Annotated in this window: 16 protein-coding genes; 13 read left to right on the forward strand and 3 right to left on the reverse strand. The window is 69.8% G+C overall.

From position 1 onward, the window contains the following. A partial coding sequence (locus G6019_RS01360) for an HpcH/HpaI aldolase/citrate lyase family protein (protein WP_182626935.1) occupies nucleotides 1-768 on the reverse strand: 768 nt, incomplete at its 3' end. A 351-nt stretch (nucleotides 769-1,119) separates the two neighbouring features. Between G6019_RS01360 and G6019_RS01365 the strand changes: the two genes are divergently transcribed. The 7 genes from G6019_RS01365 (at nucleotide 1,120) to G6019_RS01395 (ending at nucleotide 7,839) form a co-directional block, all read left to right on the forward strand. Further along, the gene (locus tag G6019_RS01365) at nucleotides 1,120-1,896 is read left to right on the forward strand and encodes a siderophore-interacting protein (protein WP_182612251.1); all 777 of its coding nucleotides are present in this window, start codon (nucleotides 1,120-1,122) and stop codon (nucleotides 1,894-1,896) included. A gap of 1 nt (nucleotide 1,897) precedes the next feature. After that, on the forward strand, nucleotides 1,898-2,971 hold the full coding sequence (locus G6019_RS01370) for a FecCD family ABC transporter permease (RefSeq protein WP_107757027.1): 1,074 nt from the start codon (nucleotides 1,898-1,900) through the stop codon (nucleotides 2,969-2,971). Then, complete coding sequence (locus G6019_RS01375) at nucleotides 2,968-4,038, forward strand: FecCD family ABC transporter permease (RefSeq protein ID WP_107757026.1); 1,071 nt, start codon at nucleotides 2,968-2,970, stop codon at nucleotides 4,036-4,038. Before G6019_RS01370 ends, G6019_RS01375 begins: the two co-directional genes overlap by 4 nt. Next, nucleotides 4,035-4,865: an ABC transporter ATP-binding protein gene (locus tag G6019_RS01380; RefSeq protein WP_107757025.1), complete on the forward strand. Its 831-nt coding sequence runs from the start codon at nucleotides 4,035-4,037 to the stop codon at nucleotides 4,863-4,865. The genes G6019_RS01375 and G6019_RS01380 overlap by 4 nt, the downstream gene beginning before the upstream one ends. Next, nucleotides 4,862-5,857, forward strand: coding sequence for an ABC transporter substrate-binding protein (locus G6019_RS01385; RefSeq protein ID WP_182612250.1), 996 nt, complete (start codon nucleotides 4,862-4,864; stop codon nucleotides 5,855-5,857). The genes G6019_RS01380 and G6019_RS01385 overlap by 4 nt, the downstream gene beginning before the upstream one ends. Nucleotides 5,858-5,959: 102 nt before the next feature. Further along, nucleotides 5,960-6,976 (forward strand): ATP-binding cassette domain-containing protein, encoded by a 1,017-nt coding sequence (locus G6019_RS01390; protein WP_182612249.1) that lies wholly within the window; start codon nucleotides 5,960-5,962, stop codon nucleotides 6,974-6,976. Further along, complete coding sequence (locus G6019_RS01395) at nucleotides 6,973-7,839, forward strand: ABC transporter permease (RefSeq protein ID WP_107757021.1); 867 nt, start codon at nucleotides 6,973-6,975, stop codon at nucleotides 7,837-7,839. Before G6019_RS01390 ends, G6019_RS01395 begins: the two co-directional genes overlap by 4 nt. 34 nt (nucleotides 7,840-7,873) lie before the next feature. On the opposite strand, the gene G6019_RS01400 is transcribed toward G6019_RS01395, so the two are convergent. Both G6019_RS01400 and mftR read right to left on the reverse strand, forming a co-directional pair. Further along, entirely contained in the window at nucleotides 7,874-8,380 is a 507-nt protein-coding gene (locus tag G6019_RS01400) for a DUF4442 domain-containing protein (protein ID WP_182612248.1), read from the reverse strand. A gap of 71 nt (nucleotides 8,381-8,451) precedes the next feature. Next, entirely contained in the window at nucleotides 8,452-9,042 is a 591-nt protein-coding gene (gene mftR / locus G6019_RS01405) for a mycofactocin system transcriptional regulator (protein WP_182612247.1), read from the reverse strand. Between the two features lie 170 nt (nucleotides 9,043-9,212). Here mftR and mftA point away from each other — a divergent pair, with 170 nt between their 5' ends. The 6 genes from mftA to G6019_RS01435 all read left to right on the forward strand — a co-directional run. Continuing rightward, a complete protein-coding gene (gene mftA, locus G6019_RS17165) occupies nucleotides 9,213-9,299 on the forward strand; it encodes a mycofactocin precursor MftA (RefSeq protein WP_063971908.1) in 87 nt (28 codons plus the stop codon). A 1-nt stretch (nucleotide 9,300) separates the two neighbouring features. Beyond that, on the forward strand, nucleotides 9,301-9,627 hold the full coding sequence (gene mftB, locus G6019_RS01415) for a mycofactocin biosynthesis chaperone MftB (RefSeq protein WP_107757017.1): 327 nt from the start codon (nucleotides 9,301-9,303) through the stop codon (nucleotides 9,625-9,627). Beyond that, on the forward strand, nucleotides 9,624-10,874 hold the full coding sequence (gene mftC, locus G6019_RS01420; RefSeq protein WP_182612245.1) for a mycofactocin radical SAM maturase: 1,251 nt from the start codon (nucleotides 9,624-9,626) through the stop codon (nucleotides 10,872-10,874). Before mftB ends, mftC begins: the two co-directional genes overlap by 4 nt. A 50-nt stretch (nucleotides 10,875-10,924) precedes the next feature. Continuing rightward, the gene (gene mftD, locus G6019_RS01425) at nucleotides 10,925-12,148 is read left to right on the forward strand and encodes a pre-mycofactocin synthase MftD (protein WP_182612244.1); all 1,224 of its coding nucleotides are present in this window, start codon (nucleotides 10,925-10,927) and stop codon (nucleotides 12,146-12,148) included. Nucleotides 12,149-12,209: 61 nt separating this feature from the next. Further along, a complete protein-coding gene (locus tag G6019_RS01430) occupies nucleotides 12,210-13,025 on the forward strand; it encodes a mycofactocin-coupled SDR family oxidoreductase (RefSeq protein WP_182612243.1) in 816 nt (271 codons plus the stop codon). Between the two features lie 38 nt (nucleotides 13,026-13,063). After that, nucleotides 13,064-13,229 (forward strand): creatininase family protein (locus G6019_RS01435; protein WP_182626933.1); only part of this gene is annotated, 166 nt, incomplete at its 3' end.

The following is a 13,229-nucleotide window of genomic DNA, read 5'->3' on the forward strand; positions in this document are numbered from 1 at the left end:
CAGCCGCGGCAGGTCCGCGCCGTCGCGGCACCGCTCGCCCCCGGGGCCCAGCTCGTCGATCACGGAACCGGCCCAGGAGACGTCGGCGGCCGAGGGGGACAGCACCTCGTTGATGTACGGGGCCTGGTCCACCCGCAGGCACAGCTTGCCGGTCATGCCCATCTCGACCGCGTGCTCGGCGGCGTCCATGAGGACCTGGGTGTCGTTGGAGATGGTGGGACCGTCGATCGGCGGGGCCACCCGGGCGACCCTGCTGGACACGACGAACTGCGACCGGGTGTAGGCCAGGGCGATCTGCGAGGAACCGATGCCGGTGTCGCGGCGGTAGTCGCCGATGCCGAAGGCCAGGCGCACCACCTGGTCGGTCTTGGCGATCTCCGTGGCGGCCGCCAGACCGTCGGCGGACTCGACCAGCGCGACTATCGGGGTGTCGGGGGCCAGCCGGGCGGCGGTGAGCGAGACGTGCTCCGGGTTCTCCGTCTTGGCCAACATCACCCCGTCGAGACCGGGGCAGTGGCCCAGCGCCATGAGGTCCTTCTCCCACTCGGGAGAGCGGACGTCGTTGATCCGGACCCACGCGTGATTGCCGGCCTCGAGCCACTGGCGGACTTCGCGACGGGCACGCTCCTTCTCCGACTGGCGGCACCCGTCCTCGACGTCCAGGACCACGACGTCCATCTCGGAGTCCGCGGCCGCGTCGAAGCGCTCGGACTTGTCTGCCGGCAGGAGCAACCACGAACGGGCGATCGTGGGCGGGATGGTCGACATGGGGCTCATCGGTACCGGTCATCCTTTGCTCGGGGAACGGATCAACGCGGGACGGGCGGGTCTCGCGGCAACCTCCCCACGATACGCCGGGGTGGATGCGAGATACCACGCGGGAAGCGGTGCCAGGGGGCGTGACCCCGGGCCCACTGGGTAAGGATAGGCTGACCTATATTCAGCCGGATGAGGACGGAGGCGCACGATGATCACCCATGCCCGGCCCCGTGCCGCCGTGAGCGCAGCGTTCGACGAGAGGCCGGCCGAGTGATGGGAGCGGTCTCACCACCGAGCCGCGCACCTCGCCCCGAGCCGCGCGGCACCTATCGGGCTTTCACCGTCACGGTCACGGCGGCGGTGTCGCTGACCCCGCGGATGCGCCGGATCACGCTCCACGCGCCTCAGCTCACCGACTATGAGCTCCTGCGCCCGGATGACTTCTTCGCTCTGCTGATCCCCGGCCCGGCAGGGCTCGACCTTCCCGCTGACGGCCTGGTCGGATCGTCACCTCGAGGAGTGGCGGACCTGATCGGTGACCGATGCCGGCCCGAGCTGCGGTGGTACACCGTCCGCGCCCACCGTCCGGACGTCGGTGAGGTCGATGTCGACATCGTGCTCCACGGCGACTACAGCGACCACAGCGACCACGACCACGCGGCGAGCGGCCCGGGCGGCCGCTGGGCCGCCACCGTCACTCCCGGGGACGTCGCCGGTTTCGTCGAGGGCAACGGCCTGTACAGCCCCACCGACCCGTCAGGGCGCCAAATGTTCTTCGCCGATGTGACCGCCCTTCCCGCGCTGTCGTCCATACTCACCTCCCCGGAGCCGGCCCCCGGCGTCGCGGCTCTCGGGAGCCAGGCCACGGCGCACATCGAGGTGGACCACGACTCCGACATCCACCCGATCGCCACAGGAGCCACCGTGCACTGGCACGTGAGAGACGGGGGCCCACCTGGGCTGTCGATCCCCCGTGTCCTCGACGGCGTCGCGCCGGGAGAGATCAGCTACGCGTGGATCTGCGCGGAGGCCTCGCTCGTGCAGGAGGCGCGCCGCTTCCTCATCGCGCAGGGCGGGGTGGCGAAGGAACTGATCACGTTCAGCGGCTACTGGCGTCAGGGCGAGGCACGCACCTGACATGACGACCACCGATTCGCGGGGCACCGGCGTGCCCACCCGCTCCCGGACCGTCCCCCCTCGGGCAGTGGCGGGCACCACCACCCGACGCTCGGCCGGACTCATCGTCCTCCTGGCGGTGCTGGCGGTCGCCGTACTGGTCAGCGTGGCGGTCGGGTCCAAGGACATCCCGCTGTCCACGGTGCTGGAGGCGTTCCGGTACCACGATCTCGCGATCGACGAGCACTTCATCGTGTGGGAGATGCGGCTGCCGCGGACGCTGACCGGCCTCGCGGTCGGTGCCGGGCTCGCGGTGTCGGGTGCACTCATCCAGGCGTTGACGCGTAATCCGCTCGCCGACCCGGGAATTCTGGGGGTGAACGCCGGGGCGGCGTTCTTCGTCGCACTGGGCGTCGCGGTCTTCGGGGTGTCCTCGATCACCGGGTATGTGTGGTTCGCGTTCCTCGGGGCCCTGGTGGTCACGGTGGGGGTGTACCTGGTCGGATCGGCCGGCCGGGGCCCGGCGGACCCGGTGCGGTTGACGCTCGCGGGCGTGGCTCTCGGCGCGGTGCTCTCCGGAATCACCCTGGGCATGACTCTGGTGGACCCGGGGGCGTTCGACCAGATGCGGCACTGGAACGCCGGGTCGATCGCCGGCCGCGGCTATGACGTGCTGCTTCCGGTGCTGCCGTTCCTGATCCTCGGAGTGCTGCTGGCCGTGGGCGCGGCGACAGCGCTCAACGCGATCGCCCTCGGCGACGATCTCGCGACATCCCTGGGGACCCGGGTCGCGCTCACCCGGACCATGGTGGTCGTCGCGGTGACGCTGCTCGCCGGAGGAGCGACGGCGATCGCCGGCCCCCTTCTGTTCGTGGGGTTGATGGTTCCGCACATCGCCCGGTGGATCACCGGGCCGGAGCAGCGCTGGATCATCGCCTACTCGGTGGTGATGGGGCCGATCCTCGTGATCGTCTCGGACGTCCTCGGTCGCCTGGTGATCCGTCCCGGTGAAATGCCCGTCGGGATCGTCACCGCATTCGTCGGCGCGCCTGTCCTGATCGCCCTGATCCGACGCAAGAAGGCGAGCGGGCTATGAGCAGCGACATCGCCAGCGGAGCCTCGCGGGTGGACTTCGGGGCACGGCAGGTGCAGTGGCGGCGTCACGGTGTCTCCGTCCGGTTCCCCCTCCGGGCCCTCCTCGTCTGCGCCGCCCTCGCGGTCCTGCTGGGCGTCGGTGCGGTGGTCGGCCTGACGGTCGGTAGCTACGCCGTCGACCTCGGCCGACTGGTCGACGTGCTGACCGGTACTGACGGGACCTTCGCCCGGACCGTGGTGCTGGAGTGGCGGGCCCCACGCGTGCTGGCCGCCGTCGTGTTCGGCGCGGCCCTCGGCGCCTCCGGCGCGGTGTTCCAGTCCGTGACCCGCAACCCGTTGGCGAGTCCTGACGTCATCGGGTTCGCCACGGGCTCGTACACCGGGGCGATCGTCGTGCTCATCGTCCTCGGGGGTGGCTACACCCAGGTGGCCTCAGGGGCGCTGGTGGGTGGCGTGGCCACCGCCGCGGTGGTCTACCTGCTGGCGTACCGGGGCGGGATCACCGGATTTCGGTTCATCATCGTCGGCATCGGGGTCTCGGCCATGCTCACGGCATTCAACAGCTGGCTGCTGTTGCGTGCCCAACTCGAGGTCGCGATGAGCGCCGCGGTGTGGGGTGCCGGGTCGCTGAACGGGATCACCTGGGAACAGACGGGTGTGGCCACCGCGGTCGTGATGGTGCTCATACTGGCCCTCGGACTGCTGGCTCGGCCGATGCAGCAGATGCAGCTCGGCGACGACGCGGCGAGAGCCATCGGCATCCGGGTCGAACCCTCGCGACTGGGTCTCATCATCGTGGGCGTCGCGCTGACGGCCGCCGTCACCGCCGCCGCCGGACCCATCTCGTTCATCGCCCTGGCCGCGCCGCAGGTCGCCCGCCGTCTCGCCCGCACGCCCGGGATCACCCTCTGGCCGTCCGCGGTCGTCGGGGCCGTCCTGCTGCTGGCCTCTGACCTGGTCGCCCAGCACGCGCTACCTCAGACGCTGCCGGTGGGGGTGGTGACCTTCGTCATCGGCGGAACGTATCTGACCTGGCTACTGATTCACGAGATAAGGAAGCTCCCATGAGCCTGCCTCCGTTGCGCGCCGAGGACATCACGGTCGGCTACGACACACGGGTCATCTCCGAGGGGTTGTCGGTCTCCGTCCCCGAGGACTCGTTCACGGTCATCATCGGCCCGAACGCCTGCGGCAAGTCCACTCTGCTCCGCGCCTTGTCCCGGCTGCTCGCGCCCGCCAGGGGTCAGGTGATCCTGGACGGACGCGACATCAGCTCCTACAAGGCCAAGGAGGTCGGGCGGCGCCTGGGGCTGCTGCCACAGAGTTCGCTCGCGCCCGACGGGATCACCGTCGCCGAGCTGGTGGCCCGCGGTCGCAACCCCTATCAGGGGTTCCTGCGCCAGTGGTCGACCGCGGACGAGGAGGCCGTCGCGGCCGCACTGGCCGCAACGGAGACCACCGAGCTGTCCGCGCGCCTGGTGGACGAGCTCTCCGGCGGACAGCGTCAACGCGTCTGGGTCGCCCTGGTGCTCGCGCAGCAGACCCCGCTGCTGTTGCTGGACGAGCCCACCACGTTCCTGGACATCGCCCACCAGATCGAGCTCATGGAGATGTTCACCGACCTGCACCACCAGGGCAGAACCCTGGTCGCGGTGCTCCACGACCTCAACCAGGCGGCCCGCTACGCCACCCACCTGATCGCGATGCGAGAGGGGAGGGTGATGGCCACCGGTGCCCCCGAGGAGATCCTCACGGAGGAGCTCGTCCACGAGGTCTTCGGGCTGCGGTGCCGCGTGGTCCCCGACCCCGTCGCGGGAACACCCCAGGTCATCCCACTCGGACGTGACCGACGACAGAGAACGATCCACACGCAGAAGGAGACCCGCACACTATGAGAACGACACTGCGCCGCACCGTCGGTGCCCTGCTCGCCACCACCCTCGCCGTCGGACTGTCCGCCTGTAGTCCGGGCGACGCGCCCACCGCCGGCGGTGGGAACCCCGGTTCCGACGGCGACGGGTCTGCGTTCCCGGTGACGGTCGAGCACGAGTTCGGGGAGACCACGATCGAGTCCGAGCCCCAGCGGGTGGTGACCCTCGGATGGGGCGATGTCGACAACGCGATCGCCCTCGGCGTCAACCCGGTCGGCTACGCGCGTAGCGCGGATTATCCGGGACTGCAGCCCTGGGCCCGGGACGCGGCCGGTGAGATCGACGCGGTGGACCTCGGTAGCGCCAGCGAACCGGACTACGAGAGGATCGCGTCGCTGGAACCGGATCTGATCATCGATGTGCAGGGCGGTACGGACGACGAGCAGTACTCGAGGCTGTCCTCGATCGCGCCCACGGTCGCCCGACCGGCGGGGACGAACGTGTGGCAGGTGAATCGTGCGCCCGCGACCCGGCAGATCGCCCGGGCTCTGGGCCGGGTCGAGGAGGGGGAGCAGCTGCTCACCGAGCTGGAGGAGCACATCGCTCAGACCACGGCCCGGTACCCGCAGCTGGAGGGCAAGACCGGGACCGCGGTGCTCGTCTCCGACCCGGGCACGTACTACGGGTTCCAGAACAGGGACGGGCGCGGGGAGTTCATCGAGACCATCGGGATGCGGCTACCCGAGTCGATCGCAGCCCGGGACGACGGGTCCAGCTTCAGCGTGCAGGTGGCGTCCGAAGAGGTGGCGATGCTCGACGGCGACGTGGTCCTGTTCCTCACCGACGACCAGAACTTCGTCCCGACCGAGTACAACCAGTTGTTCGGTCGTTTCTCCGCAGAGCTCCTGACCCTGACCTCGACAGAACGCCAGGCCATCTCCGTCAACACCCCACTGTCGGTCTCGTACGCTCTCGACACCCTGGTGCCCCGCATCGCCGACGCGGTCCGGGACTGAACGCCGCGGCGTCGGCGGCCGGCGGGCACTCAGGACGCTTCCTGTCCGCATTAATGGACGGGTGTCTTGACTACCCCCTCTGAGCGCGGCACGCTGTGGCGGGTGAGTACCCCACCACCGTCCGACGCCCCCGCGATCGAGGCGGAACACCTCGTCAAGAAATTCGGCGACTTCACCGCCGTCGATGACATCTCCTTTACCGTGCCCCCCGGAACGGTCCTGGGACTGCTGGGTCCCAACGGATCCGGTAAGACCACCACCATCCGCATGATGACCACGCTGAGCCCGCCCACCTCGGGCACCGCGCGGGTCGCCGGCCACGACGTGACGACCGCGCCCGCCGATGTGCGCAAGGCCATGGGGTTGACCGCACAGGCGGCCACCGTCGACGAGTTGCTCACCGGGCGCGAGAACCTCCGTCTGATCGGGGACCTGTACGGGCTGCCCAAGAAGAGGGTGAAGTCGCGCGCCGACGAGTTGCTGGAGAAGTTCTCACTGAGCGACGCCGCGACCCGGGTGGCCAAGAGCTACTCAGGGGGCATGCGGCGCCGGCTCGACCTGGCCGCCAGCCTCGTCGCGGCCCCGCCCGTGCTGTTCCTCGACGAGCCCACCACCGGGCTCGACCCCCGGTCGCGCAACGAACTCTGGGACGTGCTGCGTGACCTGGTCCGGGACGGCACGACGCTGCTGCTCACCACCCAGTACCTCGACGAGGCCGATCAACTGGCCGATCGGGTGATCGTGATCGACCACGGCAGGGTGATCGCCGAGGGCACACCGTTGCAGCTCAAGGACCGGTCCGGCGCCGCCAGCCTGGTCATCACCGTCTCGCGACCAGATGACGTGGACGAGGCCGTGCGGGTCCTCGACGGAAGGATCGGGGAACTGCACGTCGACCGCGACGCACGCCGGCTCACCGCGCCGTCGGAGGGCGTCTCGGCGCTGGCGGGGATCGCCGCCGCCTTCACCGACGCCGGCATCGAGCTCGACGACATCGGCCTCCAGCGCCCCAGTCTGGACGACGTCTTCCTGTCCCTCACCGGCCGGAGGGCCGAGGACCCGGAGAGCTCGCCTGACACCGCGGACGCCGACACCATCGAACAGGAGAACCGGGTATGAGCACCGTCGCCGACCCCGCCCACACCTCGGCCACCCATGAGCGGTTCGCGATGCCGGACCGCCCCGACGGGCCGCCGCTGAGCCGCCAGATCTCCGCGCTGGTGCGCCGCAACCTCTTCCACATCCGCCGCCAGCCCGAGAACCTGGCGGATGTCACCATCCAGCCGGTGATGTTCGTGCTGCTGTTCGCCTACGTCTTCGGCGGGGCGATCGCCGTGGCCGGCGGTGTGAACTACCGCGAGTGGCTGCTCCCGGGGATCATGGCGCAGACCATGGCGTTCTCCTCGTTCGTCGTGGCCTCCGGCCTGTGCAACGACCTCAACAAGGGGATCATCGACCGCTTCCGGTCGCTGCCCATCCAGCGGGCGTCGATCCTCATCGCGCGCAGCGCCTCGAGCCTCATCCACTCCTCAATCGGCGTGGTGGTGATGTCGCTGACGGGTCTCATCGTGGGCTGGCGGATCCGGAGCGGGCTCGTCGACGCGGTGCTGGGTTACCTCATCCTGCTGGGCTTCGGCTTCGTCATGATCTGGATCGGCATCGTCGTGGGTTCCCGCCTCAAGACCATCGAGTCGGTCAACGGCGTCATGTTCACGACGATCTTCCCCATCACGTTCCTCGCCAACACCTTCGCGCCGCCGGAGTCGATGCCGGTGTGGCTGCGTCCGGTCGCCGAGTGGAACCCGCTGGCCTCGGTCGTCCAGGCGATGCGTGAGCTCTGGGGCAACGCACCGGCCGTGGGGCCGGACGCCGCGCTGCCGTTGCAGCACCCGGTGCTGGCCTCGCTGCTGTGGATCGTCGGTCTGACGGTGATCATCGCGCCGATCGCCGTCAAGGCCTTCGACGCCCGCACGCGGGACTGACCCGCGGACCGGCCCGCCTCGTGGCAGGTCGTCGTCAGGACTTCTTCTCGGGGGAGACCCGGATGGTGATGGTCCCGACCACGGGCTCCACGCCGGCGTCGTCGACGAAGCGCAGGGGGACCTCGACGTCCCGGCCGCTGGTGAAAGCCGCGAAATCGGGGATGTCGGTCCATTCGGCCGTGACCGTCATGCCGCCGGTCGACTTGGCCGGGTAGCGCACGTTCATCCCCACGGGGATCCAGCGGTGGGTGGCCGGCACGGTGGCCTCGGCGAGCATGCCCATCGCCATCTCGGCCAGGTTGCACGCCGCGATCACGTGGAAGGTGCCGATGTGGTTGCGGTTGCCCCACCAGCCGGGGCCGCGGACGACGCACCGGCCGGGGCGCAGCTCCACCACGTGCGGCAGGACGGTCCGGAAGTAGGGCGCCTTGAGGCTCACGGCCGCGCTGAACAGGCGCGAGCCCAGCGGGAGGCGGGTCGCCTTCTGCCACAGGCGGAACGTCGGGGTGGGTGCGGAGGCGGAGGGCGCGGTGTCGGTCACCGCCCCGATGTTACTCCCCGGTAGGTTCGCGGTGGTGCGGGCCGCCGGATCAGCCGCCGGATCAGTCCGGTTCAGGCCAGGATGCGCGTGCCCTGGCGGAGCAGTTCGTGCAACCGCGCCTGATCCGCGTCGGGTTCGTCGACCCAGCGGCGGTAGGCCGAGAGGGCGATCCCCAGGGCGGCGTGGGCGGTGGCGGCGGGGATGAGGTCGTGCACCGACTCCCCGCGGCGCGCGGCGACGAACTCGGCCACGGCGCTACGCCAGTCCGCGTACATGAGCGTCGAGTGGGCCTGGAGTTCGTCGACCCCGAGCAGTAGTCCCATCCGCAAGCGGTGCACCTGCGTCTCGGAGTCCGGGAAGGTGTTGAAGGTGACCAGGGCGTCCGCGAGCGCGTCCCTCAGCGGGGTGGCGGCCTGGATCCGGGCGAGCTGGCGACGCATCCCGTCCATCTGGATGTCGAACTCGCCCCACGCGATCGCGGCCTTGCCGGGGAAGTAGCGAAACAGCGTCCGCCGGGAGATGTGGGCGGCCTCGGCGATCTCGTCGACACTGGTCGCCTCGTATCCCTGGCGGTCGAAGAGCCTGAGCGCCACGGTCACGATCGAGGCTCGCGTCGTGGACGGTCGCCGTCCGGGCGCGCGACTGTCGTTCGGCTCCGTCATCCCCGTGGCTCCGTCATCCCCGTGGCTCAGTCATTCCCATGATCGCCAAGCCTAGAGGCATCCCGGGGACGGGTTGTGCGCAGACCATTGCATTTGGCACTAGGTGTCAATATGATGCAGATCTCACCGTGTGCGGTGAGTCACCCAACCCGCTGACGAGAGGAATCGCCGTGGACAACGCCCAGAACACCGAGGTAGTGCTGGAGGAGGCCCTCATCGAGGAGGTCTCGATCGACGGCATGTGCGGGGTCTACTGAGATGACCTCGGCAGCAGCGCCGGCCGGCGCCGGACAGGACGCCGCGCCCGCGGCCTTCGACCTCGACGCCGGCTGGCGCCTGCACCCCGGAGTGGCCCTTCGTCCCGAGCCGTTCGGGGCTCTGCTCTACCACTTCCACACCCGCAAGCTCAGCTTTCTCAAGTCGCCGACCATCGTCGAGGTGGTCCGCGCCCTCGCCGATCACCCCACCGCCCGCGAGGCGTGTGCTGCCGTCGGGGTGTCGATCGACGACCCCGCGACCGCCCGCCTGTACCTGCACGCGCTCGGCCAGCTCGCCGCCTCGCGCATGATCGAGGAGACCCCATGACCAGCACCCTCAGCCGCCCGGACGCCCCCTCGACGAGCACGGCCCCCGCTCCCGTCGGCCGCCTGGTGGACCAGTTCGAGCGTGGCCTCGACGCCCCCATCTGCCTGACCTGGGAGCTCACCTACGCCTGCAACCTGGCGTGCGTGCACTGCCTGAGCTCGTCGGGCAAGCGCGACCCCCGGGAACTGAGTACCGAGCAGTGCAAATCGATCATCGACGAGCTGCAGCGGATGCAGGTCTTCTACGTCAACATCGGCGGTGGCGAGCCCACCGTCCGCCCCGACTTCTGGGAACTCGTCGACTACGCCACCAGCCACCAGGTGGGCGTGAAGTTCTCGACCAACGGCGTGCGCATCGACGAGGCCGTGGCGCAGCGCCTGGCCGCGAGCGACTACGTCGACGTGCAGATCTCCCTGGACGGCGCCACGGCCGAGGTCAACGACGCGGTCCGCGGCCCGGGCTCGTTCGACATGGCCGTCCGGGCCCTGGAGAACCTCAAAAACGCCGGGTTCACCGACGCCAAGATCTCCGTGGTGGTCACCCGCGAGAACGTCACCCAGCTGGACGAGTTCAAGGCGCTGGCGGACCGCTACGACGCGACCCTGCGCATCACCCGCCTGCGTCCCTCCGGCCGCGGAGCCGACGTCTGGGACGACCTCCACCCGCTGCCCGAGCAGCAGAAGGACCTCTACGACTGGCTGGTCGAGCACGGCTCCAACGTCCTGACCGGTGACAGCTTCTTCCACCTGTCGGCCTTCGGCGACGGACAGGGCTCGCTGCCCGGGCTGAACCTCTGCGGCGCGGGCCGCGTGGTGTGCCTCATCGACCCGATCGGGGACGTCTACGCCTGCCCGTTCGCGATCCACGAGGAGTTCCTCGCCGGCAACACCGTCTCCGACGGCGGCTTCGAGAGCGTCTGGCAGACCTCGGAACTCTTCCGCGAGCTGCGCGAGCCCCAGTCCGCCGGCGCGTGTGCGTCCTGCAACTTCTACGACAGCTGCCGCGGTGGGTGCATGGCGGCCAAGTTCTTCACCGGCCTGCCCATGGACGGGCCGGACCCGGAGTGCGTCCAGGGGTACGGCGAGGGGCTGCTCGCGGCCGAGCGCTCCATCCCCTCCCCGTCACAGGACCACTCCCGGGTCAAGGGCCTGGCAGCGCGCAAGCAGCCCACCGGCCCGGTCCCACTGACCCTCATCACCACCCCTCCGCGCAGGCCCACCAGCCTGTGCGACGAGTCCCCGGTCTGACCGGACCGGCCGACCCGCCCCACCGACCGCCTCCCTAAGGAGCCCTTCCCGTGTCACGCCTGTCCAAGATCGCCGAGGCCAACCCCTGGCGCACCAACCCCTGGTTCGAATCGGTCGCCGAGGCCCAGCGCCGCGCCAAGAAGAAGCTGCCCCGGAGCGTCTACATGGCGCTGGTTGCCGGCAGCGAGCAGGGCGTGACGATCGACGACAACACGGCCGCCTTCGCCGAACTGGGTCCCAAGCCGCACGTGATCGGAGCCAAGGCCGAGCGGGACATGGCCACCACGGTCATGGGCCAACCGATCAGCCTCCCGGTGATGATCTCGCCCACCGGCGTCCAGGCCGTGACCCCGGACGGTGAGGTCGATGTGGCCCGCGCGGCCGCCGCCCGCGGCACCGCGATGGGACTGAGTTCCTTCGCCTCCAAGCCGATCGAGGAGGTCATCGCCGCGAATCCGCAGACGTTCTTCCAGGTGTACTGGCTCGGCGGCAAGGAGAAGGTTCTCGAGCGACTGGAGCGGGCCAAGGCCGCGGGCGCGGCGGGCGTCATCCTCACCACCGACTGGTCGTTCTCCATGGGGCGCGACTGGGGTAGCCCGACCATCCCGGAGAAGCTCGACGCCAGGGCGATGCTCACCCTGGCCCCGGAGATCGCGGTGCGTCCGCGCTGGGCCGCCGAGTGGGCGCGCGACGTGGTGACCAACAAGCGTTTCCCCGACCTCACCACGCCGAATCTCGTGCACCAGGGGGAGATGGGTCCGACCTTCTTCGGGGCCTACGGCGAGTGGATGGGCACTCCTCCCGCGACGTGGGACGACATCGCGTGGGTGGTGGACAACTACGACGGGCCGGTCATGCTCAAGGGCATCACCCGCATCGACGACGCCCGGCGCGCGGTCGACGCCGGCGTCAGCGCCATCTCGGTCTCCAACCACGGCGGCAACAACCTCGACGGCACCCCGGCCTCGATCCGCTGCCTCGCGCCGATCGTCGACGCCGTCAACGGCCGGGTCGAGGTACTGATGGACGGTGGGATCCGACGCGGTTCCGACGTGGCCAAGGCGCTCGCCCTGGGCGCCCGCGCCGTGATGATCGGCCGCGCCTACCTGTGGGGCCTCGGCGCCAACGGGCAGGCCGGCGTCGAGAACGTCCTGGACATCCTGCGTTCGGGCCTGGACTCCAGCCTCATCGGTCTGAGCAAGTCCTCGATCTCCGAGCTGAGCAGGGACGACTACGTGATCCCCGACGGGTTCATGCGTCGCCTGGGAGAGTGACCAGGGGGCGGCCCGTCCGGACCACCCCGTTACGTCTGTAGAGAAGAAGGAATCGCAGTCCATGGGAGAGTTCGACGGCAAGGTCGTCTACATCACCGGCATCGCGCGCGGCCAGGGCCGCAAGCACGCCATCCGCTTCGCCCGGGAGGGGGCGAACATCATCGGGCTGGACCTGTGCGCATCCCCGTCCGAGTACGTCGGGTACAAGGCGGCCACCGAGGAGGACCTCGCGCAGACGGTCGAGAAGGTCCGTGCCGAGGGCGGGGAGATCCTCGCCGAGATCGGCGACGTCCGCGATCTGGCGTTTCAGCAGGACCTGGTCGCCCGCGGGGTCGATCATTTCGGCGGCCGCCTGGACGTGGTGATCGCCAACGCGGGAATCTGCAACTGGGGCAAGGTCTGGGAGATCGACGAGCAGCAGTGGCAGGACACGATCGACGTCAACCTCACGGGGTACTGGAAGACCCTCAAGGCCACCATCCCGCACATGCTCGCCGCGGACAACGGCGGGTCGATCGTCCTGGTGAGTTCCGTTGCGGGACTCAAGGCCATGCCGGTCCAGTCGCCGTACTCGGCGTCCAAGTACGGGGTGGTGGGTCTCGCGCAGACCGCGGCCAAGGAACTCGGCGAGCACCGGATCCGGGTCAACACGATCCACCCCTACGGTGTGCTGACCCCCATGGGTGCCGACGACCCCGCGGCCCACGACGTGTTCACCAACATGCCCCAGTTCCTCCCGCACTTCACGCCGATCCTGGGGATGGGGATGGCCACCACGGACGACATCTCCGACTCGGTGTTGTTCCTCGCCTCGGACGCCTCCCGCACCATCACCGCGTCGACCTTCACCGTCGACATGGGCGCGATCAAGGTCTGACCATCGATCCCGGCCTGACCATCGAGCCCGGTCTGGCTGTGCTGCCGCTCGGTGCCACCGAGCAGCACGGCGCGCACCTGCCCACCCAGACGGACACGCTGCTGGCCACCTCGGCCGCGCAGGCCCTCGCGGGCGACGGCGTCCACGTGCTCCCCGCCCTCGCGTTCGGCGCGAGCGGGGAGCACCAGTCGTTCCCCGGCACGG

It is taken from the genome of Dietzia sp. DQ12-76 (assembly GCF_014145045.1).
GTDB lineage: Bacteria > Actinomycetota > Actinomycetes > Mycobacteriales > Mycobacteriaceae > Dietzia.

Coding starts and splice junctions, on each gene's coding strand:
- G6019_RS01370 (WP_107757027.1), top strand. CDS start 1,898: ATGACGACCACCGATTCGCGGGGCACCGGCGTGCCCACCCGCTCCCGG.
- G6019_RS01375 (WP_107757026.1), top strand. CDS start 2,968: ATGAGCAGCGACATCGCCAGCGGAGCCTCGCGGGTGGACTTCGGGGCA.
- G6019_RS01380 (WP_107757025.1), top strand. CDS start 4,035: ATGAGCCTGCCTCCGTTGCGCGCCGAGGACATCACGGTCGGCTACGAC.
- G6019_RS01385 (WP_182612250.1), top strand. CDS start 4,862: ATGAGAACGACACTGCGCCGCACCGTCGGTGCCCTGCTCGCCACCACC.
- G6019_RS01395 (WP_107757021.1), top strand. CDS start 6,973: ATGAGCACCGTCGCCGACCCCGCCCACACCTCGGCCACCCATGAGCGG.
- mftR (WP_182612247.1), bottom strand. CDS start 9,042: ATGACGGAGCCGAACGACAGTCGCGCGCCCGGACGGCGACCGTCCACG.
- mftB (WP_107757017.1), top strand. CDS start 9,301: ATGACCTCGGCAGCAGCGCCGGCCGGCGCCGGACAGGACGCCGCGCCC.
- mftC (WP_182612245.1), top strand. CDS start 9,624: ATGACCAGCACCCTCAGCCGCCCGGACGCCCCCTCGACGAGCACGGCC.
- G6019_RS01430 (WP_182612243.1), top strand. CDS start 12,210: ATGGGAGAGTTCGACGGCAAGGTCGTCTACATCACCGGCATCGCGCGC.